Annotated in this window: 23 protein-coding genes, 2 tRNA genes and 1 pseudogene; 15 read left to right on the forward strand and 11 right to left on the reverse strand. The window is 69.0% G+C overall.

All coding sequences use genetic code 11. The annotated features are described in order from the left end of the window. Window positions 1-23: 23 nt before the first annotated feature. The 3 genes and pseudogenes from C461_RS06830 (at window position 24) to C461_RS06840 (ending at window position 4031) form a co-directional block, all read left to right on the forward strand. Window positions 24-1066 (forward strand): annotated as a pseudogene (locus C461_RS06830) (aldo/keto reductase). A gap of 126 nt (window positions 1067-1192) precedes the next feature. Next, entirely contained in the window at window positions 1193-1915 is a 723-nt protein-coding gene (locus C461_RS06835; protein ID WP_193365805.1) for a hypothetical protein, read from the forward strand. A 133-nt stretch (window positions 1916-2048) separates the two neighbouring features. Next, window positions 2049-4031, forward strand: a complete 1983-nt coding sequence (locus tag C461_RS06840; protein WP_049906452.1) for a DEAD/DEAH box helicase family protein — start codon at window positions 2049-2051, stop codon at window positions 4029-4031. 27 nt (window positions 4032-4058) lie between these two features. Here the strand turns inward: C461_RS06840 and C461_RS06845 are convergent, their stop codons facing one another. Continuing rightward, on the reverse strand, window positions 4059-4805 hold the full coding sequence (locus C461_RS06845; protein WP_007999825.1) for a sugar phosphate isomerase/epimerase family protein: 747 nt from the start codon (window positions 4803-4805) through the stop codon (window positions 4059-4061). 108 nt (window positions 4806-4913) lie between these two features. Here C461_RS06845 and C461_RS06850 point away from each other — a divergent pair, with 108 nt between their 5' ends. The 3 genes from C461_RS06850 (at window position 4914) to C461_RS06860 (ending at window position 9118) form a co-directional block, all read left to right on the forward strand. After that, on the forward strand, window positions 4914-6632 hold the full coding sequence (locus C461_RS06850; RefSeq protein ID WP_007999827.1) for a thiamine pyrophosphate-binding protein: 1719 nt from the start codon (window positions 4914-4916) through the stop codon (window positions 6630-6632). A 134-nt stretch (window positions 6633-6766) separates the two neighbouring features. Continuing rightward, window positions 6767-7837, forward strand: coding sequence for a Gfo/Idh/MocA family protein (locus C461_RS06855; RefSeq protein WP_007999829.1), 1071 nt, complete (start codon window positions 6767-6769; stop codon window positions 7835-7837). 78 nt (window positions 7838-7915) lie between these two features. Further along, a complete protein-coding gene (locus tag C461_RS06860; RefSeq protein WP_007999831.1) occupies window positions 7916-9118 on the forward strand; it encodes a DUF418 domain-containing protein in 1203 nt (400 codons plus the stop codon). A 309-nt stretch (window positions 9119-9427) separates the two neighbouring features. Here the strand turns inward: C461_RS06860 and C461_RS06865 are convergent, their stop codons facing one another. The 6 genes from C461_RS06865 to C461_RS06890 all read right to left on the reverse strand — a co-directional run bounded on the left by C461_RS06865 (window position 9428) and on the right by C461_RS06890 (window position 12789). Then, window positions 9428-10147, reverse strand: a complete 720-nt coding sequence (locus C461_RS06865) for a fumarylacetoacetate hydrolase family protein (protein WP_007999833.1) — start codon at window positions 10145-10147, stop codon at window positions 9428-9430. 47 nt (window positions 10148-10194) lie between these two features. Then, complete coding sequence (locus tag C461_RS06870; protein ID WP_007999834.1) at window positions 10195-10635, reverse strand: hypothetical protein; 441 nt, start codon at window positions 10633-10635, stop codon at window positions 10195-10197. Next, window positions 10635-10991: a hypothetical protein gene (locus C461_RS06875; protein WP_007999836.1), complete on the reverse strand. Its 357-nt coding sequence runs from the start codon at window positions 10989-10991 to the stop codon at window positions 10635-10637. The genes C461_RS06870 and C461_RS06875 overlap by 1 nt, the downstream gene beginning before the upstream one ends. Beyond that, window positions 10988-11269 (reverse strand): ubiquitin-like small modifier protein 1, encoded by a 282-nt coding sequence (locus C461_RS06880; RefSeq protein ID WP_007999838.1) that lies wholly within the window; start codon window positions 11267-11269, stop codon window positions 10988-10990. The genes C461_RS06875 and C461_RS06880 overlap by 4 nt, the downstream gene beginning before the upstream one ends. Window positions 11270-11320: 51 nt before the next feature. Beyond that, the gene (locus tag C461_RS06885) at window positions 11321-11704 is read right to left on the reverse strand and encodes a hypothetical protein (protein ID WP_007999840.1); all 384 of its coding nucleotides are present in this window, start codon (window positions 11702-11704) and stop codon (window positions 11321-11323) included. Window positions 11705-11790: 86 nt separating this feature from the next. Beyond that, window positions 11791-12789 carry a phosphate signaling complex PhoU family protein gene (locus C461_RS06890; RefSeq protein WP_007999842.1) on the reverse strand — a complete coding sequence of 333 codons (999 nt, stop codon included), beginning with the start codon at window positions 12787-12789 and terminating at the stop codon, window positions 11791-11793. A gap of 292 nt (window positions 12790-13081) precedes the next feature. Here C461_RS06890 and C461_RS06895 point away from each other — a divergent pair. The 3 genes from C461_RS06895 to C461_RS06905 all read left to right on the forward strand — a co-directional run bounded on the left by C461_RS06895 (window position 13082) and on the right by C461_RS06905 (window position 15615). Beyond that, window positions 13082-13192 (forward strand) — tRNA-Glu (locus C461_RS06895). A 151-nt stretch (window positions 13193-13343) separates the two neighbouring features. Beyond that, window positions 13344-14537, forward strand: a complete 1194-nt coding sequence (locus C461_RS06900; RefSeq protein ID WP_049906417.1) for a cystathionine gamma-synthase — start codon at window positions 13344-13346, stop codon at window positions 14535-14537. A gap of 130 nt (window positions 14538-14667) precedes the next feature. Continuing rightward, the gene (locus tag C461_RS06905) at window positions 14668-15615 is read left to right on the forward strand and encodes a D-2-hydroxyacid dehydrogenase (protein WP_007999846.1); all 948 of its coding nucleotides are present in this window, start codon (window positions 14668-14670) and stop codon (window positions 15613-15615) included. A 334-nt stretch (window positions 15616-15949) separates the two neighbouring features. Here the strand turns inward: C461_RS06905 and C461_RS06910 are convergent, their stop codons facing one another. Further along, on the reverse strand, window positions 15950-16516 hold the full coding sequence (locus C461_RS06910; protein ID WP_007999848.1) for a peptidylprolyl isomerase: 567 nt from the start codon (window positions 16514-16516) through the stop codon (window positions 15950-15952). A gap of 89 nt (window positions 16517-16605) precedes the next feature. Here C461_RS06910 and C461_RS06915 point away from each other — a divergent pair, with 89 nt between their 5' ends. The 3 genes from C461_RS06915 (at window position 16606) to truA (ending at window position 18292) form a co-directional block, all read left to right on the forward strand. Next, the gene (locus C461_RS06915; RefSeq protein ID WP_007999850.1) at window positions 16606-16806 is read left to right on the forward strand and encodes a XapX domain-containing protein; all 201 of its coding nucleotides are present in this window, start codon (window positions 16606-16608) and stop codon (window positions 16804-16806) included. 96 nt (window positions 16807-16902) lie between these two features. Further along, entirely contained in the window at window positions 16903-17397 is a 495-nt protein-coding gene (locus C461_RS06920) for a universal stress protein (protein ID WP_007999852.1), read from the forward strand. A gap of 28 nt (window positions 17398-17425) precedes the next feature. Beyond that, entirely contained in the window at window positions 17426-18292 is an 867-nt protein-coding gene (gene truA / locus C461_RS06925) for a tRNA pseudouridine(38-40) synthase TruA (protein ID WP_007999853.1), read from the forward strand. On the opposite strand, the gene C461_RS06930 is transcribed toward truA, so the two are convergent. Continuing rightward, entirely contained in the window at window positions 18289-18822 is a 534-nt protein-coding gene (locus C461_RS06930) for an Rrf2 family transcriptional regulator (RefSeq protein ID WP_007999855.1), read from the reverse strand. The genes truA and C461_RS06930 overlap by 4 nt on opposite strands. Window positions 18823-19262: 440 nt before the next feature. Here C461_RS06930 and nadE point away from each other — a divergent pair, with 440 nt between their 5' ends. Then, window positions 19263-20312, forward strand: a complete 1050-nt coding sequence (nadE, locus tag C461_RS06935; RefSeq protein WP_007999857.1) for an NAD(+) synthase — start codon at window positions 19263-19265, stop codon at window positions 20310-20312. Window positions 20313-20316: 4 nt separating this feature from the next. Here nadE and C461_RS06940 read toward each other — a convergent pair whose 3' ends face one another. Next, window positions 20317-21786, reverse strand: coding sequence for a M28 family metallopeptidase (locus C461_RS06940; protein ID WP_007999858.1), 1470 nt, complete (start codon window positions 21784-21786; stop codon window positions 20317-20319). A 91-nt stretch (window positions 21787-21877) separates the two neighbouring features. Here C461_RS06940 and C461_RS06945 point away from each other — a divergent pair. Next, window positions 21878-21948: transfer RNA gene (locus C461_RS06945), tRNA-Gly, on the forward strand. Between the two features lie 604 nt (window positions 21949-22552). On the opposite strand, the gene C461_RS06950 is transcribed toward C461_RS06945, so the two are convergent. Then, window positions 22553-23824, reverse strand: a complete 1272-nt coding sequence (locus tag C461_RS06950; RefSeq protein WP_007999861.1) for a KaiC domain-containing protein — start codon at window positions 23822-23824, stop codon at window positions 22553-22555. Between the two features lie 195 nt (window positions 23825-24019). On the opposite strand from C461_RS06950, the gene C461_RS06955 reads away from it, so the two are divergent. Then, on the forward strand, window positions 24020-24847 hold the full coding sequence (locus C461_RS06955) for an NAD(+)/NADH kinase (protein ID WP_007999863.1): 828 nt from the start codon (window positions 24020-24022) through the stop codon (window positions 24845-24847). Window positions 24848-24878: the final 31 nt, after the last annotated feature.

The following is a 24878-nucleotide window of genomic DNA, read 5'->3' on the forward strand; positions in this document are numbered from 1 at the left end:
CCCCGAGGGTCCGCCAGTGGCGTATGGAGTACACGACGCTCGGCGACACCGGGACGACGGTGAGCCGGCTCGCGCTCGGTTGTATGAGCTTCGGTAGCGAACACGACTGGATGCTCGACGAGGAGGAGGGCCGCGAGCTCGTCGAGCGCGCGATCGAACTGGGGATCACGTTCTTCGACACCGCGAACGTCTACTCGAACGGCGAGAGCGAGGAAATCCTCGGCGACGTACTGGCTGAGTACGATCGGGACCGGTTCGTCGTCGCCACGAAGGTGTACGGCGAGATGGACGAGTCGAACCCGAACTCGGGCGGGCTCTCGCGGAAGGCGATCGAACAGGAGCTGGCGAACAGCCTCGATCGACTCGGGATGGACACGATCGACCTGTACCAGATCCACCGGTGGGANAACAGGAGCTGGCGAACAGCCTCGATCGACTCGGGATGGACACGATCGACCTGTACCAGATCCACCGGTGGGATTACGACACGCCGATCGGGGAGACCCTGTCCGCGCTCGACGACGCGGTCCGCCGCGGCGACGTTCGGTACGTCGGCGCCTCCTCGATGTGGGCCCACCAGTTCGCCGAGGCGCTTCACACGAGCGACCGCGAAGGGTACGAGCGGTTCGTCACCATGCAGAACCTGTACAACCTCGCGTATCGCGAGGAAGAACGCGAGATGCTCCCGCTCTGTCAGAAGGAGGGGATCGGCGCGATCCCGTGGAGCCCGGTCGGCGCCGGCTACCTCGCGCGCCCGTACGAGCAGGACGACGCGACGACCCGCGGGGAACACGAGACCGCGCTCGGGCGTCCGTACCGTGAGGGCGGCGGAGAGGAGATCAACGGGCGCGTGGAGGAACTGGCCGAAGAGAAGGGCGTAAAGATGGCGCAGATCGCCCTCCGCTGGGTCGCCGGCAAGGAGGTCGTCGACGCCCCGATCGTCGGCACGTCCAGCGTCGAACACCTCGAAGACGCCGTCGAAGCGCTCGATATCAACCTCTCGGAGTCGGACATCGAGTGGTTAGAAGAGCCCTACGAGCCGGTCCGCGTCTCGGGTCACGAGTAGGCCGCCGGATCTCGAGGTAGGGTCAGGTTCTCGACTCCCGGGTCGCGGGCGTCGCAACCGGGTCCGAACCACCGCACCCCTGTGCCGCCGTAACACACTTAAGACGCCACTTTGTATCCATACCCAGTGGCATCCCGACAGGGCGGGCCGGGGACCCGCGACTCACCCCGTCCCGGATCGACGGAGCGTCGGACCGCGTCCACGACCGCGCCGGCGGGGACTCGCCGGCCGGCGGCATCGAGATCGGACTCCCTCCCGCTCGGCCCCGACGCCGAGGGCCCGCGCGCTGACACGCCGGCACCGCCGGACCGTCCATCGGTGGCGCGAACACCGGAAGACCCTCCGATCCGCGACCCGGGGTTGTACGCCTTGACCGATCACTTCCGCGAGCGACTGGAACAGCCCGGTCGCTACGTCTCGACGCGAACGGTAAGCGACGCGATCCGTCGCGGACAGCTCCGCTGGAACCGGACCGACGGGTGGCGGTTCGCCCTCGTCGAATCGGGGATCCGGTTCGTCGTCGTCGTGAGCGACACCGAGACGAACTCCCCGGTCGTCGTCACCGGCTGGACAGAGGTGGCGGACCGCGACGCCGCCCTCGACGCCCGCCGCTGGGACCCCGTCGACGTCGACACCATCGCCGTGCGCACGGCCCTGAGCGAGTCGGCGTCGACGCCGATCCCGGACCGAATCCGCCCCCGGGCCGTGACCCGCCCCTTCATCGTGGGCGAACACCGGCTTCGGACCGACGCAGGCGACCCGTACGTTTGGTGTAGCGACTGCGGCTGTCGCTTCCGCTCGAAGGCGGGGATCACGTCCCGCGGCTGTCACGGTCCCTCGGGTCGGTGACAGCCGACGGCGGTTGGTGATGGTCGGGTGACAGCCGACGGCGGTCGGTGATGGCCGGGTGACGGCCGACGACGATCGATTCGATCCGACCGCGGACGCTACCCATTTCCCCGTCGCGATCGAATGGAAGGCAATGACCGACGACACCGGCGACTCCGACGCCGGCGACACTCCCTCCGACGACACTCCCTCCGACGACACTCCCTCCGACGACACTCCCGCCGCCGCCGCCCCTCCCGACGACGCCCCGGAGTCCCTCTCGCTCGACCGCTTCCACGAGGCGCTCGAAGCCGAGGAGCGTCCGCTCGCGACCGCCAGCGAGGTCGCCCGCCGGCTCGGGACCACGCAGTCCGTCGCTCGCGACGCGCTCGCCGCGCTCGTCGACCGCGGTGACGTGGACCGGCTGGACGTCGAGAGCGACCCGGTCGTCTTCTACCCGACAGACTGGGGGCGACTGGCGACCCGCGAACGCGTCGTGACGTTCCCGAAGCGTCGCGAGATCGTCGTCGACCGACCGACGCAGTTCACCCGCGCGCGGCTCTCGCAGTTCGCGCACCTCGTCGACACGACCGGCACCGACCCCGGCACCCGCGGGTACCTCTACCGGATCCGCCAGGAAGACGTGTGGGCGGCCCCGTTCGACGACGCCGACGCGCTGATCGCGAGCCTCCGTTCCGTGCTCCCGCGCCGCTACGACCACCTCGAAGGCTGGATCCGCGACCAGTGGCGCCGCGCGCACCGCTTTCGTTTATATACCCACCAGGACGGCTACGTCGTCCTCCGGGCGGCCTCGGAGAGTCTGATGGGCAACGTCGCGGACCAACACCTCGATACCGACCACCTCCGCGCACCGATCTCCGAGACGGAGGCGTGGGTGAACGAGGACGCCGTCGCCGAGGTGAAACGGGCCCTCTACGACGCCGGCTACCCGGTCCAAGACGACCGCGACCTCGACGTCGGCGATCCGGTCGACGTCGACCTGACGACCGACCTCCGCCCGTACCAAGAGACGTGGGTGGAGACGTTCCTCGAGCGCCGCTCGGGGGTGTACGTCGGTCCGCCGGGCTCCGGGAAGACCGTCGCCGCCATCGCGACGATCGCGGCCGTCGGCGGGGAGACGCTGATCTTAGTCCCCTCCCGCGAACTCGCCGAGCAGTGGCGCGAGGAGTTGCTGGCGCACTCGACCGTCGATCCGGCCGATATCGGGCTGTACCACGGGGGACGAAAGGAGATCCGACCGATCACGATCGCGACCTACCAGATCGCGGGGATGGACCGCCACCGAAGCCTCTTCGACTCGCGGAAGTGGGGGCTGATCTGTTTCGACGAGGCGCACCACGTCACCGCGCCGGTGTACTCCCGGACCGCCGAACTCCAGAGCAAACACCGGCTCGGCCTCTCGGCGACGCCCGTCCGCGAGACCGGCAGCGAAGAGGAGATCTACACCCTGATCGGCCAGCCGATCGGCGCCGACTGGGACGAGCTGTTCGAGGCCGGGTTCGTCCAAGAGCCCGAAGTCGAGATCCGATACGTCCCGTGGCGCGACGAACTGGCCCGCAACGAGTACGCTAGTGCGGACGGTCGCGAGCGGCGTCGACTCGCCGCCGAGAACCCCGCGAAGATCGAGGAGATCCGGTACCTGCTCGCGGCCCACCGCGACAAGAAGGCGCTCGTCTTCATCGAGTTCCTCGATCAGGGGAAGGCGATCGCCGACGCGCTCGGGGTCCCCTTCGTCAGTGGCGAGACCCCCCACTACGAGCGGGCGGAGCTATTCCGTCGCTTCCGCGACGACGGCGCCCGCTCGTCCGCCGGCCGCGACGGCGACGCTCCCGACGGCCTCGGCACCTCCGACGCCATCGACACCCTCGTCGTCTCGCGGGTCGGCGACGAGGGGATCGACCTCCCGAACGCCGAACTCGCGATCGTCGCGAGCGGACTCGGCGGCTCCCGCCGACAGGGCGCCCAGCGCGCGGGACGCACGATGCGACCTACCGGCTCCGCGCTCGTCTACGTGCTCGCGACCCGCGGCTCCAGCGAGGAGGAGTTCGCCCAGCGACAGATGCGACACCTCGCGCGCAAGGGGGTCCGCGTGCGCGAAACGAACGTGGCGGAGTGACGGGTGGCGGAGTGACGGCTCCCCGAATTAAGCGAGCGCCCGCCGCAGCGCCCGCGCCCCGCGCTCGATCGAGTCGATCGGATCCACCGGGTCGTCGTGTTCGTAGACGAGCCACGCCGCGTCCGCGCGGCGCGCACTCGCGGTGACCGCGTCGAGGTCCACGTCGCCCTCGCCGAGCGCGACCGACTCGCCGCGCTCGACGTCGACGTCCGCGGCGTGGACGTGCGTGATCCGATCGGCGTACCGGTCGATGAGGGTCGCCGGGTCCGCCCCGCCGACCTGCGCCCAGCCGACGTCGATCTCGAACCCGAGCCGGTCGTCGGTCCGCGCGAGCAGCCGCTCCATCGCAGCGGCGCCGTCGACCGACCGAAACTCCTGATCGTGGTTGTGGTACGCCAGCCGGACGCTCGGGTCGGTCGCGGCGAGCCGATCGGCGAGGGCGTCGAGGCGTTCGGCGGCCGCGTCGACGGCGGCCCCGCTCTCGAAATGCTCGGGATCGAGCCACGGGACGACGAGCGTGTCGGCGCCGAGCGCCTCGTAGAACGCGACGGTCGCCTCGAAGTCGTCTTCGAGCGATTCGATCGGGACGTGCGCGGACGCGACGGCCAGATCGTTGCGATCGAGGGCCGCGAGCACCGCCTCGATCGGCGACTCGCGCACCCGATACGCGAACTCCACCCCATCGAACCCGGCCGCACCAACGCGGTCGAGAAGATCGGGGAGCGGGGCGTCGAGGGCGCGTAGCGTGTACGACTGAACCGCGATGTCGACCATGTCGGTCCTCGCTCGGCGTGTGACGTAGTCGTTTGGGTGGTGGACCCGATCCCGCCACGCGTTCGCGCCCGCCGAAGGTTTCAACACCCGCTCCGTTGACCTCGCGGTATGGACACGGACGAACCTCCGCGAAGAGAGCGTGCCGGCGACGGCCCCACCCCGACCGTCGCCGAGGCGGTCGTCGACTGCCTGCTCGATCACGGCATCGACACGGCGTTCGGCATCCCGGGCAAGCAGACGCTGCCGCTCAACCGGGCGCTCGCCGATCGGGACGCGCGGTTCGTCGTCGCCCGCCACGAGACCGCCGTCACCCACCAGGCGTGGGGGTACGCCGAGGCGAGCGACCCCGGCGCGATGGCGGCGTCAGTCGTCGTGCCCGGTCCGGGCGACATGAACGCGATGAACGGCTTGAAAAACGCCCTGAACGACTGCGTCCCGCTCGTTCACCTCGCCGTCGAGACCGAACGCGAGGTCCGCGGCGGCGACGGGATCCACGAGACACCGCCGGAGACCTACGACACGGTCGTCAAGGAGAACGTCCTCGTCGACTCACCGGCGGGCGCGGTCCCCGCCGTCGCCGAGGCGATCCGAGTCGCTCGGGAAGCCCCCCAGGGGCCGGTCCGCGTCGGAATCCCGAAGGACGTGCTCGCCGGCCGGACCCCGCAGCCGTCGGTCGGCGACCGCGAGCCGGCCGCCCCGCCGGCCCCGCCCGAAGCGGCGGTCGATCGCGCCGTCTCGCGACTGGCCGGAGCCGACGCGCCGGTAATCGTCGCCGGCGGCGGGGTCCGACGGGCGGGCGCGAGCGACGCCCTCCGCGCGGTCGCCGAGGGGATCGACGCGCCCGTCGTGACGACTTATAAAGGGAAAGGGACGTTCCCGGAGACGCACCCGCTCTCGGCGGGCGTGCTCTGCGGTGGGTCGAGCACCGAGCTCCGCGATCTGCTCGCCGACGCCGACGTGGGGCTCGTCGTCGGGTCCGATCTCGACGCGGTCGCGACCGCCTCCTGGTCCGTGTCGATGCCGGAGTCGCTCGTTCACGTGACGCTCGACGGCGACGACATCGGCTTCGGCTACGAGACCGACCTCGGGGTCGTCGCCGACGCGGCGCGGTTCTGCCGGGCGCTCGCTGAGCGCTTCGCGTCGGAATCGACCGCCGAACCGGACCGTTCCGGCGCCGACCGCGCGGAGTCGGTCCGGGCCGCGGACCGCGAGCGGTTCGCGACGCTGTCGACCGATCGGCGCGATGCGGACCGACCGCTCCGCTCCGTCGAGGTCCTTCGAGAGGTCCGAGAGGCGCTCCCGGAGGACACCGTCGTCACCGCCGACGCGGGCGGGTTCCGCCTGTGGACGCTCGTCTCGTTCGCCGCGACGGGGCCGTCCTCGTACGTCAACCCCGGGTCGTGGGCGACGATGGGGACTGGGCTCCCGTCGGCGATCGGCGCGAAGCTCGCGAACCCCGACCGCGACGTGGTCGCGCTCACCGGCGACGGCGGACTCATGATGTGCGTCCACGAACTGCACACGCTCGCCGCGGAGGGGCTCGACGTCACCGTCGTCGCGCTCAACAACGACGATTACGCGATCATCAGCGAGGAGGCGTCGCGCTCGTACGACTTCCCGGAGGGTGCGTACGGCTGGGCCGACGCCGGGCTCGACCTCGTCGAAATCGCGTCCGGGATGGGCGTTCGCGCCGAGCGCGTCCGCGACCGTACCGCCGTCGGGGACGCCGTGGACACCGCCCGCTCGCACGACGGTCCCGCTCTGGTCGAAGTCGTCACCGACCCGGCCGAACCGCAGGCGAGCGAGTGGATGACCCGAGAACAGTAGCGACGTCGGTTCCGGTCCGAGCGAGTCGGTGGAGATAGATCGGCGGCTCACGCCCACAAGCACGCCGTTCTCGAGGATATCTCTCCGAGAAGTCGGAGCGTGAACCTTAACAACTTTCGTTGTGAATTCGACCTATGACGCACGCGAACGATGTCGCCGTCGGGATCGTCGGCCTCGGTGGCATCGGCCATCACCACGCCGAGAAGTTGACCGATCGAGGTGCGAACCTGGTCGGCGGAATGGACATCGACGCCGGCGCCCGCCGTCGGTTCCACGAGGCCTTCCACGTCCACGCCTACGAGGACGAGATGGACCTCTACGAGGCGTGCGACGCCGTCCTGATCACGACGCCGAACCGCTTCCACGAGGAGTACGCGGTGTCCGCGCTGGAGGCCGGCCTCGACGTTCTCTTGGAGAAGCCGCTCGCCCACAACTTAGAGAGCGCCGAGCGGATCGCCGAGGCGGCCCGCGAAGCCGAGGGGTTCTGTATGGTCGGGTTCAACAACCGGTTCGCGGAGCCGGTGCAGGTGATCAAACACTACCAAGCGGAGGGCCGCTTCGGCGAGACCACCCACGTCGAAGCGAACTACATCCGGCGACGGGGCGTGCCGGGCCGCGGTTCGTGGTTCACCTCGAAGGGAGTCGCCGGCGGCGGCGCGCTCATCGACATCGGCGTCCACGCTATCGACCTCGCGCTGTACTTCCTCGATCACCCCGAAGTCGTCGAGGTGACCGGCGAGACGCGCTCGGAGTTCGGCGGCCGCGACGACTACGCGTTCGTCCACATGTGGGGCGACGACAACGGAAGCGGCGACTTCGACGTCGAAGACTCCGCCTCGGCGTTCATCCGGGGCGCAGACGGCAGCACGGTGTCGTTGGAGGTCGCGTGGGCGACGAACCGACCGACGAACGACGAGTTCGTGGTCCGCGGCACCGAGGCGGGAGCGACGTTCGACCGGGGGAACGACGACCTCACGATCCACGAGGCGACGGCCTTCGACGGCGATCAGCACCACCTCTCTGACACCGCGGTCGAAACGCGGGAGGGGAACAGCCACGGCGCCGAACAGGAGGCGTTCCTCGAAGCGGTCGCCGCGGGCGAGGCGCCGACGATCAACACGATCGACGAGGCGCTCTCGGTGCAGCGCGTCATCGACGCAATCTACGAGTCCTCCGAGCGCGGCGAAGCGGTCCGACTTGACTGACGAGAACGCGGTCGGGCCCGAAACGGGACCCCGAATCCGAACCTATTCCATCCTGCACCTCTTTCGTGGGGGTAACTCGTGACCCGAGACGCCGGCCCGACGCCGCCCTCTGACCGGATCGTCAGCCTCGACGCCCTCAGGGGCTTCGCGCTCCTCGGCATCCTCCTCATCAACATCTGGGTGTTCGCGATGCCCGAGACGACGCTGTTGAACCCGACCGTCTACGGCGATTTCACGGGCGCGAATTTCTGGGCGTGGGCCTTTAGCCACGTCTTCGCACAGAACAAGTTCATCACAATCTTCTCGGCGCTGTTCGGCGCCGGTATCCTGTTGTTTATCGAGAGCAAAGAGGAGAAGGGACAGCCCGCGGTGCGACTCCACTATCGCCGGACCGCGGCCCTCATCGCGATCGGCCTGCTGCACGCGTACCTGCTGTGGTACGGCGACATCCTCGTCGCGTACGGCCTGACCGCGCTGTTCCTCGTGACGCTGCGCGATCTGGAGGCCAAACAGCTCGCGGGCCTCGGCGGGCTCTTCTTGCTGTTCGTCCCCGCGATGGAGCTTTTGGCCGCGGTCACCCTCGGCGGCGAGGCGATCGCCGGCCAGTGGGCGCCGGCGGAGGCGGCGATCCGACAGGAGGTCGCGACGTATCGCGGCGGCTGGATCGGCCAACTCGACCACCGGGTCCCCTCGTCGTTCGAGCGCCAGACGACCGGCTTCATCGGGGCGAGCTTCTGGCAGATCGGCGGCACGATGCTGCTCGGAATGGCGCTGTACCGCTGGGGCGTGCTGACCGGCGAGCGGTCGTCCGCGGTGTACCGCCGGCTCGTCGCGCTGGGCGTCGTCGGCCTCGCGATCACCGTCGCCGGCGTCGTCTACATCGAGGCCAACGACTGGAGCGCCGACGCCGCGTTGTTCTGGCGACAGTTCGTCTACGTCGGCAGCTTCCCGCTCGCCGGCGGCTACGTGGGGGCCGTGACCCTGTACGCCCGCTGGCGGCCGGACGGGATCGCGACGCGGGCGCTCGCCGCCGTCGGCCGGACCGCCTTCACGAACTACCTGCTTCAGACCGTCATCGCCACCACGATATTCTACGGGCACGGCTTCGGGCTGTTCGGCTCCGTGAACCGGGTCGAACAGCTCGGCGTCGTCGCCGCGATCTGGACGGTGCAGGTCGTCCTGTCGGTGCTCTGGCTCCGCTACTTCCGGTTCGGCCCCGTCGAGTGGGTGTGGCGGACGCTCACGTACGGAGAGAAACAGCCGATGCGGAACCCGGAATAGGTGGACGACAGCGGGTTGGAGGGCCGGATCGGAATTCTGCCGTGCCTCCTTCCCGAACGCCAGCCGGTCGTTTATAAGTCGTTGCCGGCGGATCGACGGTGACTACCTCAAACGTCTCACCCGACTGCAACCGCACCTCACCGCACCGCATCTCACCGCACCGCACCTCACCGCACCTCACGCCTCCCCAGCCTCGTCGGGCGCCCTCCGCTTCGCTCCGGACGCCCGACTCCCTCGCGCTCGGATTCGCGCCGCGTTGCGGCGCTCACCGGAGCGCGCCGCCGCGCACCTATTTAAAAGGAACCTCGGTTACTCTCCCTCAACGACCCGGTTCGACAGCGTGCCGACGCCCTCGTAGGTGATCTCGACGCGCTCGCCCGGCTCGACGAGCCCGGGGTTCGCCGGGCTCCCGAAGGCGATGCAGTCGCCGGGCTCGAACGTGAACCGCTCGGAGAGGTACGAAACGATCTCGTGCGGACCGAACAGCATCAGTTCGGTGTTCGCGTCCTGCCGCTGCTCGCCGCCGACGGTCGTCGAGATGTCGAGGCTCGTCGGGTCAACGTCGGTCTCGATCCACGGGCCGAGCGGCGCCGAGCCGTCGAACGCCTTCCGCGCGGTCCGGCCCTGCTGGTCGAGGGCGTCCACGTCGTTGAGGATCGTGTACCCGCGGACCACGTCGGGAACGTCGTCGACGGCGACGTTCCGGCACCGCTCGTCGATCACCGCGACGAGTTCGCCGGCGTACGTCAGCTCCTCGGTCCACTCGGGGTACCGGATCGCCTCGCCGTGTGCGAGCAGGCTCGCGGGCGGCTTGATGAAGAAGTCGGGCTCGTCGGGCCGCTCGTACTCCATCTGGTCGAGCGTCTCGGCGTAGTTCCGACCGACGCAGTAGAGCGCGCTGGGGTCACAGGGGGGCAGCAGTCGCCCGTCGCGCCCGACCTCGTATCGGCCGTCGGCGGCGATGATCGTTCCGTCCTCGCACCGGCCCGACACTGGGCCGTCCGGCGTCAGCAAGCGAGCGAGTCGCATGCGACCACCGTCCACCCCCGACGGTGAAAAAGCGTCGGTGGCGGCGGTCAGGAGCCGCGCGGGCCGTCTCGGTCGTCCCGGTCGCCCCGCTTTTCGGCTGCGGGGCCATCGGGGAGCCCGATCACGACGCCCGAGCGGATCTCGAGTGCGGTGTCGAACTCCTCGCGCCGGTCGCCGTCCGTCCCCGCACGCTCGACGGCCGCCTCGTGCGCCCGTGCGACGGCGTCGCGCTCGCGCTTCGAGAGCCCGAGCCGGTCGCCGACGCGCTCCCAGTGGTCGGGTTCGACGAGGAACGTCTCCCGGTCCGGATCGGCCGCGACCCGCTCGTATCCCCGCCGGTACTCGTCGATACGCGGGCCGAGGTCCGCCTGCACTCGGGCGAGCAGCTCCGGGAGCCGCCGCGCCGGAACGCTCGCGAGCGCGGCCGCCTTGACCAGAGCGGTCCCCTCGATCGGGTAGGGGCCGGGTCGCGTCTCGTCGTCGGTCATCACCCGCCGGCGCGCATCGCCTTCTGCCGGTACTTCGGAAGCAGTTCGGCGAGGGTGTCGGGCTCGCCCGCGAACGCCGCGGTCACCTCGGTGAGGGTGATGGCGGCCGCGGCCGTCACCGTCTCGGCGCTGAGCGCGACGCGCCACCCGTCGCCGTCGACGCGGGTCGCCTCCGCGGGGTCGTCGGTGCCGACGAGCTCGCCGCCGAGATTGACGAGGTAGTGGGCCGCGAGCCGTCGCGAAATTCCGCGGTACGCGACCGTCTCGCGCACCCATCCCTCCTCGGCGGGAGGGAGTCCGTCGGCGTCCAGATCGGGATCGAGATCGGGATCGAGATCGCGGTCCGAACCACTCATGAGCCCCCCGCGACCGGCGGGAACACCGAGAGGCGGTCGCCGTCGTCGAGGGGTGTGTCGAGCCCGTCGAGGTGGAGCACCTCGCGGCCGTTTTTCAACACGTTGATCTGGGGCGCGAGATCGCCGTCGACGATCAGGCGGCCGGCCATCCCCTCGTACTCGGTCTCTAGCTCCCGTAACACGTCGCCGACGCTCGAACCGTCCGGGTACGTCGCCTCGACGGTCTTCCCGCCGGCGGCCTCACGAAACGTCGCGAAGAACCGCAGCTCCAGGTCCATACACGCTCATCGGGACGCGTCGGCTTAAAAACGGGCGACAGCGGCGATCGCTCAGAGATCCGAGAGTCGGATCCCGTCTTCGACCAGCCGGAAGTTGCGCTCGCGGCCCAGTTCGTCGCCGAGCCACTCGTGTTCGGACAGCTGGCCGATCAGCTCGATGTAGAGGTTCCGCCACGCGATCGCGTAGATCGGCGACTGCCCCCACGCGCGCAGTTCCGGAACGAACTCGTGGTACGTGCTCGCTTGCGCCTCCATCCGCTCGATGGCGTCGGCGACGACCTCGGCGGCCTCCGCGGGGTCGGCGCCCTCGATCTCGGCGTTCAGCCGCGATTGGATCCCGGCGATCGCGCGTCGCATGTCGCGTGCGGCGGTTCCGTCCTCGTCGGGTAACGACTCGACGACGCCTTTCGGCACGCCGAGTTCGATCTCTGGCATGGTGATCCGTCCGGCGTCGACGCCCAAAAAACCCGCTTACCCGGGGATTCGCGCCGCCGAGACGGGTCGAGTCGATCGCCCGCTCCTCACGGCGTCGGCGCGGCCTTCTGTAGCGCCGTCTCGGCGATGTTGCCGCCGTAATCGGCCGAGCGGAGCACGGAGTCGACGACGAGTCCGAGCAGCTGGGCGCGGGCCGGTTCGAGGTCGCGGAGGAGTTCGTCGATCGCGCGGACCCGCTCGTCGATGGCCCTGACCCCGGTCCGGGCCTCGTTCGCGAGCCGGGTGGCCTCGTCGCTCTCCTCGGCGAACAGCGCGTCCATCGAGGTGTCTATCACCTCGACCGCGTCGGCGTGCAGATCGCTCACGGCGTCGACGACCTCGTCGGGAAGCGGGTCCTCGATGTTCAGCGTCAGGTGGGCGATCTTCGTTGCGTGGTCGCCGATCCGCTCCAGTTGTCGCGCGCTGGAGTGGTAGTCGAAACAGGCCTCGCGCGGGAGCCCGAGCTCCTCGGCGGCCTTCGGCGTCCGCAGCGTCGCCCGGAAGATCCGGGAGACGACGAGCCACAGTCGGTCGAGGTCGTCGTCGCGACCGATCACGTCGCGCGCGAGGTCGTGGTCGTGCTCGGCGAGCGCCGAGATCGCGTCCGACAGCATCGACAGCGAGATCAGCCGCATCCGGGTGACGGCGTTGTGGATCGACAGCTCCGAGGAGTCGAGCAAGTCCTGAATGACGACCCGATCGCGGGTCTCCTCTAACACCTCTAAGCCGACGAGACTCTGGACGGCCTCGCGGATCATCGATCGCTGTTCGGTCGTAATCTTCGGTCCTTCAAGCTCGATGATGTCGAATCCGCTCACGTACATCGTCGTCACGGCCCGCGTGAGCGCTTGCCCGTTCAGATCCGTTACGTCGAGCGTGCCCCGCGTCCGCTCCTCCTCTGAGCGCGGCGAGAGGAAGAGCGAGTCGCCGTCCGGGTAGAACTCGACTTCCGTGCCGGCCGACACGTCGTTGTCGGTCGCCCACGTCTTCGGAATCGAGACCGTGTACGTCGAGCCGCCGGTGACCTGCACCTTCCTCGTCTCCATATCGGGAGTACCTCGCCCGGATATATTAACTTTACTTCGCATATATATCGTACCGAGAACTCGCGACGCAGATCGAAGTGAAACAGTTCGCTTACCGGATACCGTGTCGGTATTTGCCACCCATCAACTGGCTCGATTACGTTGTGTATATAGATATATAGTCACTCCGTAACCCTACGGAGTTTCCGCGCGGAGTGGCGCCATACTGAGGCGCGACGAGACCTTGTCTCGGCTTCGCACAGAGCGGGCAGTTGAGAAGAGTTAAATTGGGTGGTACACAACACGGAATTGCGCTCGGTTGGTGTAGTCCGGCCAATCATGTTGGCCTTTCGACAGACGCGGTGCATCGGCGCACCGGTTTGGAAGACAGCCGACGACCAGGGTTCAAATCCCTGACCGAGCACTTCTCACAGAACCACACTGCGACCGGCAGGACCGTCCCGACGATCGCGACGGACGAGGCAGTCCCGACGATCGCGACTGGCGAGGCGATCGGTTCCTCCTCGATCGATCCGAAGGGGAAGAATCACCACGGTCGGCGACGACACTCGGGTATGAGCGACCCATCCACTTCGTCCTCGACCGACGGCGACGACCACCGCTTCGAGACCCGCGCCGTCCACGCCGGACAGGAGCCCGATCCCGAAACCGGCGCGCTGATGACGCCGATCCACGCCAACTCCACGTACAAACAGGACGGCCCGGGCGAGCACCGCGGCTACGAGTACAGCCGGACGGGGAACCCCACACGGAGCGACCTCGAAGCGAATCTCGCCTCGCTGGAGTCGGGCAGTCACGCCCGCTGTTTCTCCTCGGGGATGGGCGCGATCAACACCGTGCTCAACCTCTTATCGGCGGGCGACCACGTCGTCGCGGGCGACGACGTGTACGGCGGGACCCACCGCATCCTCACGCAGGTGTACGACGAGTACGACGTGGACACGACGTTCGTCGACACGACCGACCACGACGCGGTCCGCGACGCGATCGAGCCGACCACCGAGCTGGTGTGGGTCGAGACGCCGACGAACCCCCTCATGAACGTCAACGACATCGGCGCGCTCGCCGACATCGCCCACGCCAACGACGCGCTATGCGCGGTCGACAACACCTTCGCGACGCCGTACCTCCAGCGCCCGCTCGAACACGGCGCCGACATCGTCTGCCAGTCGCTGACGAAGTACCTCGGCGGTCACTCGGACACGATCGGCGGCGCCCTGATCGTCGACGACGCCGACCTCGACGAGCGGATCGGGTTCTACCAGAACTCGGTCGGGGCGACGCCCGGGCCGTTCGACGCCTTCCTCGTGCTTCGCGGGACGAAGACGCTCCCCGTCCGGATGGACCGGCACTGCGAGAACGCGATGGCGCTCGCCGAGTGGCTGGAGAATCACGACGACGTCGAGCGCGTCTACTATCCCGGACTGGAGAGCCACCCGGACCACGACCTCGCGGCCGAGCAGATGGACGCGTTCGGCGGGATGCTCTCGTTCGAGTTCGACGGCACCCTCGATCAGGCCTCGACGGTCGTCAGCGAGACCGACGTGTTCACCCTCGCGGAGTCGCTCGGCGGCGTCGAGAGCCTCATCGAGCAGCCGGCCGCGATGACCCACGCCGCCATCCCCCGAGAGGAGCGGCTGGCGGCCGGACTCACGGACGGGCTCATCCGGGTCTCGGTCGGCATCGAGCACGTCGACGACATGAAAGCGGACCTCCAGCGGGCCTTCGACGCGGCGCTGGAGGAGTAGCGAACGCGACGAGAACGACGACGCGAAGCGGGCCGCGGTCTGAGTCGATCGGCGGCGCTGCACACCGGCCGAAGCCGGCACCCCTCGCCGGACGGGCACCCTTTTTATCGATTGCGCCGAGTCACCCGCCATGAGCGATCCAGACGTCGTCGTGCTCCGACAGACGATCCACGGTTCGGGCGCCCGCGACTTGGCCGCAGCGGTCCGACAGCGACTCCCCGGTGCGACCGTCGCGCTCGCCCGCACGCCGGCCGAGGAGCGCGACCTGCTCGAAACCGCGCGGGTCGCGGTCGGGCTCGATATCGACGAGGAGCTGTTGGCGACCGCCGAGAACCTGGAGCTGTTCGCGTGCGTGTTCGCCGGTACGGGCCACCTGCCGCGAGACGCCCTCGCCGACCACGGGGTCGCGGTGACGAACGCCTCCGGCGTCCACGGCCCGAACATCGCCGAACACGTCGTCGGGTCGATGATCACGCACGCCCGGCGGTGGACCCGCGCGCGCCGCCAGCAGGCGGACCGCGAGTGGCGGAGCTACGAGACGACGGAGGTGTACGGCTCCACCGTCGCCGTCGTCGGACTCGGTGCGATCGGCCAGTCGATCGTAGACCGGCTGGAGCCGTTCGAGGTCGACACGGTCGGCGTCCGCTACTCGCCCGAGAAGGGCGGGCCGACCGACGAGGTGTACGGGTTCGACGAGTTCCACGAGGCGGTTTGCGACGCCGAGTACGTGGTGCTCGCGTGCCCGCTCACCGAGGCGACGCGGAGTCTCGTCGACGCGGACGCCCTCCGGTCGATGCGCCCGGACGCAGTGCTCGTCAACATCGCTCGCGGGAAGGTCGTCGACACCGACGCGCTCGTCTCGTCGCTCCGGAACAACCGGATCCGCGGCGCGGCGCTCGACGTCACCGACCCCGAGCCGCTGCCCGAGGACCACCCGCTGTGGGGGCTCGGCAACGTGACGATCACCCCGCACAACGCGGGCCACACGCCGCACTACTACGAGCGCGTCGCCGACATCCTCGCCGAGAACCTCGGCCGGCTCGACGCCGGCGAAGAACTGGAAAATCGGGTGGTGTGAGCGGGCGGCTGGCGGCGCCGTGATCGGTCATCAACCCACCTGCGGCGGCGCGCCTCCGAGCGGCCGTTTATAAACGGCCGCTCGGAGCGCGCGAGGGAGGCGGACGGGTCGGCGCGGGCGATGCCGCGCCGACCCGTCCGCCGAGGCTGGGGAGGCGTGAGGTGCGGTGCGGTTGCGGACGGGTGAGAGAGAACGCAAGATGACGACCACCCGTCGACTTCCGCGCCGACCGGCGGCGAACCGCGGTCAGCTATTTATAAGCGATCGTCCACACCGCGAGAAAAATCCGCGCCCGCGCTCGGGTCCATTTATAAGCGATACCGCAGAGGGCGCGTTACTCGTCGACCGTGACGCGCTCGATCTCGACGGTGTCGCGGGGCTCGTCGCGCCGGTCGGTCGGGACGGAGCCGATCTCTTCGACGACGTCCATGCCGTCGATGACCTGCCCGAAGACGGCGTGTTTGCCGTCGAGGTGAGGCGTCGCGTCGAGGGTGATGAAGAACTGCGAGCCGTTCGTGTTCGGGCCGGAGTTCGCCATCGAGAGGATCCCGGGACCGTCGTGGGTGAGGTCGTCGTGGAACTCGTCTTCGAACTGGTAGCCGGGGCCACCGCGACCGTTCTGCTGCGGGTCGCCGCCCTGGATCATGAAGCCCTCGATGACGCGGTGGAAGACGTTGCCCTCGTACAGCGAGTCACCGCGCGTCTCGCCCGACTCGGGGTCGGCCCACGTGTTCGTGTCGCGCGCGGGATCGGCGTCCGCGGCGGGGTCGTGACGGGCCAGGCCGAGGAAGTTCTCGACCGTCTTCGGCGCGCGGTCGGCGAACAGCTCGACGAGCACGTCGCCGTGGTTCGTGTGGAGCGTCACCTGCGGGTTGTCGGGGTTGGAAACCTCTCGTGACATACCCTCGAAGAGGGCCGCCCGTCGGAAAACCCTACCCATCTCCGGCGGCGAACGTCGCCCTTATCAGGCGACGACGCCGACCGGTCGCCATGAGTTCGACCCTGACCCTGACCGTCGCCGCGACCGTCGTCGGCGTAACCGTCGGGGCGCTGTTCGCCTACCTCCGCGTGCCGATCCCCGCCCCGCCGGAGCTCCCGGGCGTGATGGCGATCGTTGGCATCTATCTCGGCTTCAAACTCGTCGGCTACACCGACGTCGGATTCGACCTGCTCGACGCGATCGGGTTGTGAGGCCCCTCTTCTCGGGCTGCCGCCCCGCCTGCTCCACCCACCTCCGTCGCTACCACGGCCGGTATCGTTTTGCGTCCGGCGGGAACAGATACCGCCATGTACGACACTATCCTCCTTCCCGTCTCCCCCGGCAGCACCGCCAACGCCGCGATCCCGCACGCGAAGAGCCTCGCCGAGCGCTACGACGCGACGGTGTACGTCGTCTCCGCGATCGACACGGTGGCACAGACCCTTCGCGGTCCGCAGGCGGGATCGTTCGCCAAGCGCGTCGAGGACGCGGCGGAAGAACGCGTCGAGACGGTGACCGCCGAACTCGAGGCCGCCGGCATCGACGTCGTCGGGAGCGTCCTCCGAGGCGAGCCCCTCGAAGTCATTACGAACGCCATCGACGACGTCGGCGCCGACATCGTCGTCATGCCGAGTCACACCCGGCGGGGCCTCCAGCGCGTCCTCCTCGGCAGCGTCACGGAAAAGGTGGTCCGCGTCTCACCGGTCCCGGTCGTCACCGTCCCGATCCGCGAGTCGGACGACGGCGACGCGGCCGGCGACAGCGACGGGGACGCCGCGGAACGCCCCGGGGGCGAGGAGTGACCCCACCGTGACCGCGTCGGCCGCGGCGATGCGCGCATTCCGAGTCGCGTACGACGGCCGCGAGTACGCCGGCTTTCAGCGCCAGCCCCACGCGCGGACCGTCGAGGGGACGCTCCTTCGGGCGCTCGCGAAACACGGGATTCTCGACCGCGGCGAGGGACCGACGCACGCGACGCCGCCGGGCTACGCCGCCGCCGGTCGCACCGACGCCGGCGTCTCGGCGCTGGCTCAGACGGTCGCGTTCGAAGCGCCCCCGTGGCTCACGCCCCGAGCGTTCAACGGTCAGCTTCCCGGGTCGATCCGGGTCTGGGCCGCCGCCGACGTCCGAGAGGGGTTCCACGCGACCCACGACGCGGTCGAGCGGACGTACCGGTACCACCTGTACGCCCCCGCGATCGACGACGATCGCGTTCGAGACGCGTTGACCCGGCTCTCCGGCGAGCACGACTTTCACAATCTGACGAGCGACGAGACGGGCACCGTTCGGAACCTGACGGCGACGGCGACGCGAGCCGGGGACCTACTCGTTATCGAGCTTTCGGCCGGGGGGTTCCCGCGCGCGCTCGTTCGTCGGGTCGTCTCGGCGGTTCGAGCGGTGGGTCGCGGCACGACGGAGCCGGCCCGTATCGACCGGCTGCTCGCCGCCGAGCCCGTCCCCGGGGAACTCGGCGTCCCGCCGGCCCCCGCCGAGCCGCTGGTGCTGTGGAACGCGGCCTACGACGGCGTGACGTTCGAGACCGACCCGGAGGCGGCCGAGAGCGCGCGGGTCGCCTTCGGGGAGCGGCACCGCGACGCTCGCCACGCTGCGGCGGCGACCGGAGCCATCCGCGATCGACTCGCTCGCGGCGAGAACGCCGACGGGGGCGAGGCGAGAACAGTCGGGAGCAGCTCTTAGGCGGCCGACCCGCCGGCGGCCGTCTCCATCCCGTCGATCCGCAACAGGACCGTGTTACCGTCGACGTTCGTCGCGTCGACGATGCCGGACAGTCGGAGTCCGGACGCGGGGGTCGGGCCGACCGTCACGTGATCGCCCGCGGTGAACGCGCCGACCGATCCGCGTATCACGAGCTCGGCCCGGCACAGATCGGGGTTCGTGACGCTCGATAAGTCGATCTCCTCGACGTTCACCCCCTCGATCGGGGTGCCCTCGCATTCGACGGGGGTCCGGGCGGCGCCGTCCATCCGTTCGATCCCCAGCGTCTCGTAGGCCCCGTCGGTCGGGACGTACCCGCCCTTCGGACCCGGAACGCCCTCTACCAACTGAAGGTCGCGAAGGCTCTGCATCCGGTTGCGGACGGTCCCGGCGTTGCGGTCGATCGCGTCGGCGATCTCGCGCCCGCACACTGGCCGATCCGCGTTCTCTGCGAGGTTCACGAGCGACGTGAGCACGCGCCGTTGACTCGCCGTGAGCTGAATCGTCGACATAGCCGACAGCAGCAGACGTGTTCTGATAAACGTTGGGTCCTAACCGCCTTATACTCTTGATACCTATTCTTTTGTGCGAGATAATATGAATAACAGGGTTCAAAACCCGAATAATGGTGTTAATCGGCGATATTCTATCGGTGTCCGAATGAAAAAGTAGACGATCAGTGTCTTACTCAGTTTGTATTTTATATTTATGTGGTGTTTATTCAGATACCATTACAATCGATCGAAGGAAGACTAATACCTTATACAAACGCGACCGTGAGTATTTACTCGTGGGTTCGAAAGCGTCGGGCGACCATGAACCTCCACACGGCCGAACGGTCGCTCTTCCGGCGCGGGAAGATCGCGAGGACCGTTCCGCGTGCAGGCGCCCCGGCGAGCGGCGGGCGAACAGTCGAAGCGGGAGCCGACCAACGAGCGCGAGGTGACCGGCGATGAACGATCCGAAAGGGACGGCGTTCGATCCCGAGACGGCCAAGGCTCGGTCAGCGGCGCCGCCGGACACGACCTCGGGCGGCGACCCGGGCCGCGACGGTCCGGACGACGATGGCTCGACCGCTGCCGGCGTCGCCTCCTGTTTCAAGGCGCGAGATCCGGCCGCCGAGCGGGAGCGGATCCGGTCGTTCATCGAGCGCGAGGCGGCGGCCGCGGGGGCCGACGGCGTCGTGGTGAACATGAGCGGCGGGCTCGACTCGACGGTCACGGCCGCGCTCGCAGTCGAGGCGCTCGGCGCCGATCGGGTGTACGGGCTGATCCTCCCGTGTAACAAGATCGGTGCGCCCCACGCCCGGGACGCGGAGGCGCTCGCGGACGCGCTCGGCATCGAACACGACACGGTCCACCTCCAGCCGCTGTTCGCGCAGTTCGGCGCCGTCGCCCCGGACCGGTTCGACCTCCACGACGAACCGATCCGGTCCGGCAACGCGGTCGCGCGCCTCCGGATGGCGATGGCGTACCTCGCCGCCAACGCCGCGAACCGGCTCGTCTGCGGGACGACCAATCGGAGCGAGCGACTGCTGGGGTACTACACCAAACACGGCGACGGCGCCGCGGACCTGCTCCCGCTCGGACACCTCTACAAGACCGACGTTCGGGCCTTAGCGGCCGAACTCGACGTGCCCGCGTTCGTCGTCGAGAAGCCGCCGACGGCCGGGTTCCTCCCGGGGCAACGGGACGTCGACGACCTCGGTGCCCCCTACGAGGTGATCGACCCGGTCCTCCAGCTCGGCGTCGACCGGGGGCTCGATGCGGCTGCGATCGTCGATCGCATTGCCGCCGCCAGCGACGGAGTCGGAGACGAGAAGCGAGACGAGGACCGAGACGAGGACCGAGACGAGGGCAGTCTAGGCGTGCCGACCGTCGACGCGGTCACGAGGCTGCTCGACCGGCACCGCGAGAGCGCGCACAAGCGACTCCCGCCGCCGACGCCGACGTCGACGGTGACGCCGACGGTACCGCCGACGACGGATAGCCGCGATCGGTAGCGAGTCAGTCCCAATCGGCCGGCCACAGGCCCGCCGCGCGCATCCCCGGCTCGAAGTCGGCCGCTCTGAATTCCTCGGCGAGCGCGTCCTGGTCGAGACGGGGCACGTCGCGGTCGGGCGCCGCGAACTCGGCGACGAGCAGGGCGATCAGCATGGCGTGCTCGCGGATGTTCCGATCGTCGACTTTGTCGCGGGTGTCGGCGTGGGTGTGTCCCCACCCGCGGCCGCGGTCGCCGGAATCGCTGTGCAGTTGGAGCGCCGGCACCCCCCGCCGGACGAAGGGCCACTGGTCGGAGAACGGGTGTGGCTCCGTCTCCACCGCGATCGGATGGCGCGTCGCCGTCGACACCGCCGTCGCGACCGACGCGGCCGCCGTCGAGGCGTGCGCCAGCGCGACCAGATCGCGGAACCGCCCCGCTCCGTCGACGTTTATGACGCCGCGGACGCGGTCGAGATCGACGGTCTCAGCGAGGTGTTCCGCGCCGAGCAGTCCGATCTCCTCGGAGCCGACGGCGACGACGTCGACGCCGATCGGGAGGTCCATCTCGGTCACGATCCCGGCGGCGGTCGCGACCGTCGCGATCCCGCAGCCGTTGTCGAGCGCGCCCTCTGCGATGTCGTGCCCGTCGAAGTGGGCGAGAAGCAACAGCCGCTCGTCGGTGTCCGGCCCCGTCCGCCCGATCACGTTTCGGCTCTCGCCCGGTTCGGTCGTCGCTTCGACAGCGAGCTCCGCCTCGGGTGCGGTCGACGTTTCGGTGGCGGTGGCGTCGGCGGCGTCGGCGGTGTTGCCGGCGCGTCCTCCCTCGCCGACCGCGTATTCCCGGAGCCACGCGCCGGTCTCCTTCGAGACGCCGACGGCGACCGCGTCGGCCTCGCCGCCGAACGTCAGCGAGCCGGTCGGGGGGAGCTGGCCGTCGAGGTGGTTGACGAAGACGAAGCCGACGGCGCCGGCGTCGATGGCGTAGCCGAACTTCTCCATGCGGTGGACGAACCGCCCGCCCGACGGGGTCGTGGTCGAGGCGACGACGATCCGTCCGTCGACGTCGTGCTCGTCGATCTCCGCGGGGGTGCCGTAGCCGACGTCGACCAGTTCGCCGCGCACCGCGCCCGCGGGCGAGTAGGGGAGCGCGATCGACTCGAACGTCCGGGTCGTCTCTTCGCCGTCGCGACCGGGGACCGTTACTCGAAGGTCGGCGCTCCCGCGCTCCCACGCGTCGATCTCGAAGGGATCGGTCTCGACGTTCGAGAGCCCGGCGCGCTCGAACGCCTCGGTGACGATTCCGGCGGCCCGTCGCTCGCCCTCGCTGCCGCCCATTCGGCTCCCGAGCGCGGTCAGGTCGGTGAGGAAGCGCCACGGTTCGTCGTCGGTCCACGTTCGTCCCAGCGCGGGCGCGAGCGCGGCGCGTCGATCGCGGACCCGATCGACGGCGTCGGGGGCGGCGGCCACGTCGGTTCCGGTCGGCTGCGAGTGCATGCCACAGACTGCTCGGGCACCCTGTTAAGGGTGTGGCTCCCGGCACCCGAAGCGCTATCTTGAAGTATCGCCGTCGGGTATCCCGAATCGAGCACCGTTGGTCCAGTGGTAGGACATTAGCTTCCCAAGCTAATAGCCCGGGTTCAATTCCCGGACGGTGCATACCTGTGGCGAGCAATCTCGCGAGCCACGGGTATGCCAAGTGAATTGAACCCTATCAGTCGCGCGCAGCGGAGCGAGCACGTCTGATTCCGGTTCAATTCCCGGACGGTGCACTTCCGACTGACTTCGTCAGTCGACGTTTGCTTCGCTTCGCTCAGCAAACTCCCTTCGTTCGTGCAGCGTCCGTACCCCCGCTCGCAGGCTCGCGGGGGTCCCGGACGGTGCATTTTGTCAGATCTTGTCGGTCGATGAGACTTCGACCCCGCTACAGTCAGAGAGTATATCGGTAGCCGCGATCGATTGCGGGCGTACGTGAATCGACCTACTGGAGCGGCTGTTTATAAGTAATACTGTGGTGTTGCTGTCGGCTGTTTATACGTCGCTGATCGTGGCATACACGGTACCAACCGCCCAACCGCACAGCACCTCATGCCTCCCCAGCCTCGCCGCTCACTTCGCTCGCGGCGTCCCTCGCGCTCGGATTCGCGCCTTGAGAAGGCGCTCACCGGAGCGCGCCGACCGCACGATCTATTTATAAATGGTTGTCGCTGCCGCTCGCGTCTCGATCGTCGTCGCCGTCGAGTCGGCTCCGCGAGCGACCGCGTCAGAAGATGTTCGCCTGCCCGTAGACGGAGATCCCCGTGTCGGTGATCTCGTAGGGCTTCGTCTCGCGGGAGTGGTTCGCGTCGCGGATCTTCTGGATCTCGACGGCGAGCCGCGTCTCGCGGAAGTCGGAGCCCCGGATGTACTGGAGCACGAACACCGCGTCGGTGAGGTACTCGACGATCCCGTGCCGAGAGGCGTACGGGTTCCGCTCGTTCGCCTCGGACGTGAGCAGGGTGGTCACCCCGGCCTCCTTCAGCGACCGGGTGAACCCGAACACCTCCGAGCGCCGCTTCGACGGGTGGTCGTACATCATCTCCAGCAGCGAGACGGAGTCGAGGACGAGCCGGTCGGCGTCGAACTCCGCGATGAGCCGCGTGAGGTCGTTCCGGATCGACGCGAGCGAGTTCGCCATCTCGATCGGGTCGATGGCGACGACCGCGAGCCGGTCCGCCTCGACGTGCTCGCGGAACGACCACCCTTTCTCCTCGGCCGTCGAGAGGATGGATTCTCGGGTCTGTTCGAGCGTGATGTACACGCCCTTCCGGCCCGCGTCGAGCGCTTCGTTGAGAAACTGGAGCGCAAACGTCGTCTTCCCGGTCCCGGCGCCGCCGATGACGGACAGCAGCGATCGCCGCGGAACCCCGCCGCGGATCATCTCGTCGAGCCCCTCGATCCCGATATCGGTTCGGTCGATCGCGGAGTCGATCTCGTCCGGGTCGACGTCGTACTCGGTCGCGCCGCCTCCGCTGCCGCCTCCGCCTCCGCCTCCGCTGCCCCCACTGTTACCGCCGAAATCGCCGAATCCGAACTCGTCGTCGGGCGCCGGCGACGTGCCGCGGTACCCGCCGAAAGGGTCCCCCGAGTCGTCGGGCGAGCCGCCAAACGGGTCGTCGTCGCCGGCGGAGCCCCCGCTAAACGGGTCGTCGTCGCCGAACGACCCTCCGCCGAAGGCGTCGCTTCCGGGGAAATCGTTCTCGAAATCGCCGTCCTCGAAATCGTCGATGTCTCCAAAGTCGGCGCCTTCGAGACCGTCGCCCTCCCAACCGGTGCGATCGTCTTCGTGTCTCACGCCGCCGAACGGGTCCGCGGAATCTGCGTCGGCGTCGGTGATCGCTTCGCGTTCGGTCTCGACGTCAGCGACCTCGTTGCGATCGTCCTCGGCGGTCGCATCCTCGACGTCAGCCGCACGATCGCTCTCCCCGTCACCCGCGTCCGTCTCCTCGTCGCCCTCACGGAGGGCGCGCTCCAACCAGTCGTCCTCCTCGCTCATCGTTCCAGCCGGCCGTGGGGGGTCGACATACCCCGAGCAATGCGGGCGGGCGGCTTGAAACTTTCCGGAGGTCGATCGGGATCCTCGGGCAGACGACCCGAGGGCCTCAGTCGGCTATTCGACGGATCGGGGCGAAATCCGGACGGTGGCCGCGATGTCCGCATCCTTTTGTTCGGGGACCGGGATTGGTGGCGCATGGAGGTAGGCATCGTGGCGCGGAAGGGGAGCGAGCGCGCGGCCGCCGTCGCGTCGGCCCTCCGGGACGCGGTCGTCGCGACCGGGGAAGCCGTCTGGATCGACGCGGTGACCGCCGCAGCGCTCGACGAGCCGGAGAGCGGACGCCCCGTGAACGCGCTCAGCGACAGCGATCTCGCCGTCGCGGTCGGCGGCGACGGCACGTTCCTCTTCGTCGCGCGTAACGCGGGCGACACGCCGATCATCGGGATCAACCTCGGCGAGGTCGGGTTTCTCAACGCGGTCCCCCCAGAACGCGCCGAGGAGGCCGTACTCGCCGAAATTGAGGCGTTCGACCGCGACGCGATGAACGTCCGAGAGGCGTCGCGGCTCACCGCCGAGGCCGGTACCTGGACGTCGGTGCCGGCGGCGAACGAAATCGTGGTCCAAGGCGGTCGCCGCGGCCCGGGGGCCGGCATCGAGTACGCGATCCGCGTCGACGGCGTCCGCTACTCCGGCGGTCACGCCGACGGCGTCCTCGTGGCGACGCCGACCGGCTCAACCGCGTACAACCTCTCCGAGCGCGGCCCGCTCGTCCACCCGGACGTGAGCGGCCTGGTCGTCAACGAGATGGCCGCCGTCGAGGGGATGCCCCCGCTCGTCGTCGGGCTCGACGCGACCGTCACCGTGGCTGTCGAGAGCGCCGACGGCGCCGTCGTCGTCAGCGACGGCCGGAACGCGACGACCCTCGACACCCCGATCGAGGTGACCGTGCGACGGACGACGCCACCGATGCGCATCGCCGGCCCCCCGGCGAACTTCTTCGAGGCCCTCGAAAAGCTCTCGTAGCCCGGACCGAACGGTCCACAAAGCGTTTAGT

The sequence above is a fragment of the Halorubrum aidingense JCM 13560 genome (assembly GCF_000336995.1).
Classification (GTDB): Archaea; Halobacteriota; Halobacteria; order Halobacteriales; family Haloferacaceae; genus Halorubrum; species Halorubrum aidingense.

Coding starts and splice junctions, on each gene's coding strand:
- C461_RS06845 (WP_007999825.1), bottom strand. CDS start 4,805: ATGGTCGACATCGCGGTTCAGTCGTACACGCTACGCGCCCTCGACGCC.
- C461_RS06865 (WP_007999833.1), bottom strand. CDS start 10,147: ATGCGACTCGCTCGCTTGCTGACGCCGGACGGCCCAGTGTCGGGCCGG.
- C461_RS06955 (WP_007999863.1), top strand. CDS start 24,020: ATGGAGGTAGGCATCGTGGCGCGGAAGGGGAGCGAGCGCGCGGCCGCC.
- C461_RS06950 (WP_007999861.1), bottom strand. CDS start 23,824: ATGAGCGAGGAGGACGACTGGTTGGAGCGCGCCCTCCGTGAGGGCGAC.
- truA (WP_007999853.1), top strand. CDS start 17,426: ATGCGCGCATTCCGAGTCGCGTACGACGGCCGCGAGTACGCCGGCTTT.
- C461_RS06875 (WP_007999836.1), bottom strand. CDS start 10,991: ATGAGTGGTTCGGACCGCGATCTCGATCCCGATCTCGATCCCGATCTG.
- C461_RS06915 (WP_007999850.1), top strand. CDS start 16,606: ATGAGTTCGACCCTGACCCTGACCGTCGCCGCGACCGTCGTCGGCGTA.
- C461_RS06890 (WP_007999842.1), bottom strand. CDS start 12,789: ATGGAGACGAGGAAGGTGCAGGTCACCGGCGGCTCGACGTACACGGTC.
- C461_RS06880 (WP_007999838.1), bottom strand. CDS start 11,269: ATGGACCTGGAGCTGCGGTTCTTCGCGACGTTTCGTGAGGCCGCCGGC.
- C461_RS06910 (WP_007999848.1), bottom strand. CDS start 16,516: ATGTCACGAGAGGTTTCCAACCCCGACAACCCGCAGGTGACGCTCCAC.
- C461_RS06885 (WP_007999840.1), bottom strand. CDS start 11,704: ATGCCAGAGATCGAACTCGGCGTGCCGAAAGGCGTCGTCGAGTCGTTA.
- C461_RS06850 (WP_007999827.1), top strand. CDS start 4,914: ATGGACACGGACGAACCTCCGCGAAGAGAGCGTGCCGGCGACGGCCCC.
- C461_RS06920 (WP_007999852.1), top strand. CDS start 16,903: ATGTACGACACTATCCTCCTTCCCGTCTCCCCCGGCAGCACCGCCAAC.
- nadE (WP_007999857.1), top strand. CDS start 19,263: ATGAACGATCCGAAAGGGACGGCGTTCGATCCCGAGACGGCCAAGGCT.
- C461_RS06870 (WP_007999834.1), bottom strand. CDS start 10,635: ATGACCGACGACGAGACGCGACCCGGCCCCTACCCGATCGAGGGGACC.
- C461_RS06900 (WP_049906417.1), top strand. CDS start 13,344: ATGAGCGACCCATCCACTTCGTCCTCGACCGACGGCGACGACCACCGC.
- C461_RS06905 (WP_007999846.1), top strand. CDS start 14,668: ATGAGCGATCCAGACGTCGTCGTGCTCCGACAGACGATCCACGGTTCG.
- C461_RS06940 (WP_007999858.1), bottom strand. CDS start 21,786: ATGCACTCGCAGCCGACCGGAACCGACGTGGCCGCCGCCCCCGACGCC.
- C461_RS06930 (WP_007999855.1), bottom strand. CDS start 18,822: ATGTCGACGATTCAGCTCACGGCGAGTCAACGGCGCGTGCTCACGTCG.
- C461_RS06840 (WP_049906452.1), top strand. CDS start 2,049: ATGACCGACGACACCGGCGACTCCGACGCCGGCGACACTCCCTCCGAC.
- C461_RS06855 (WP_007999829.1), top strand. CDS start 6,767: ATGACGCACGCGAACGATGTCGCCGTCGGGATCGTCGGCCTCGGTGGC.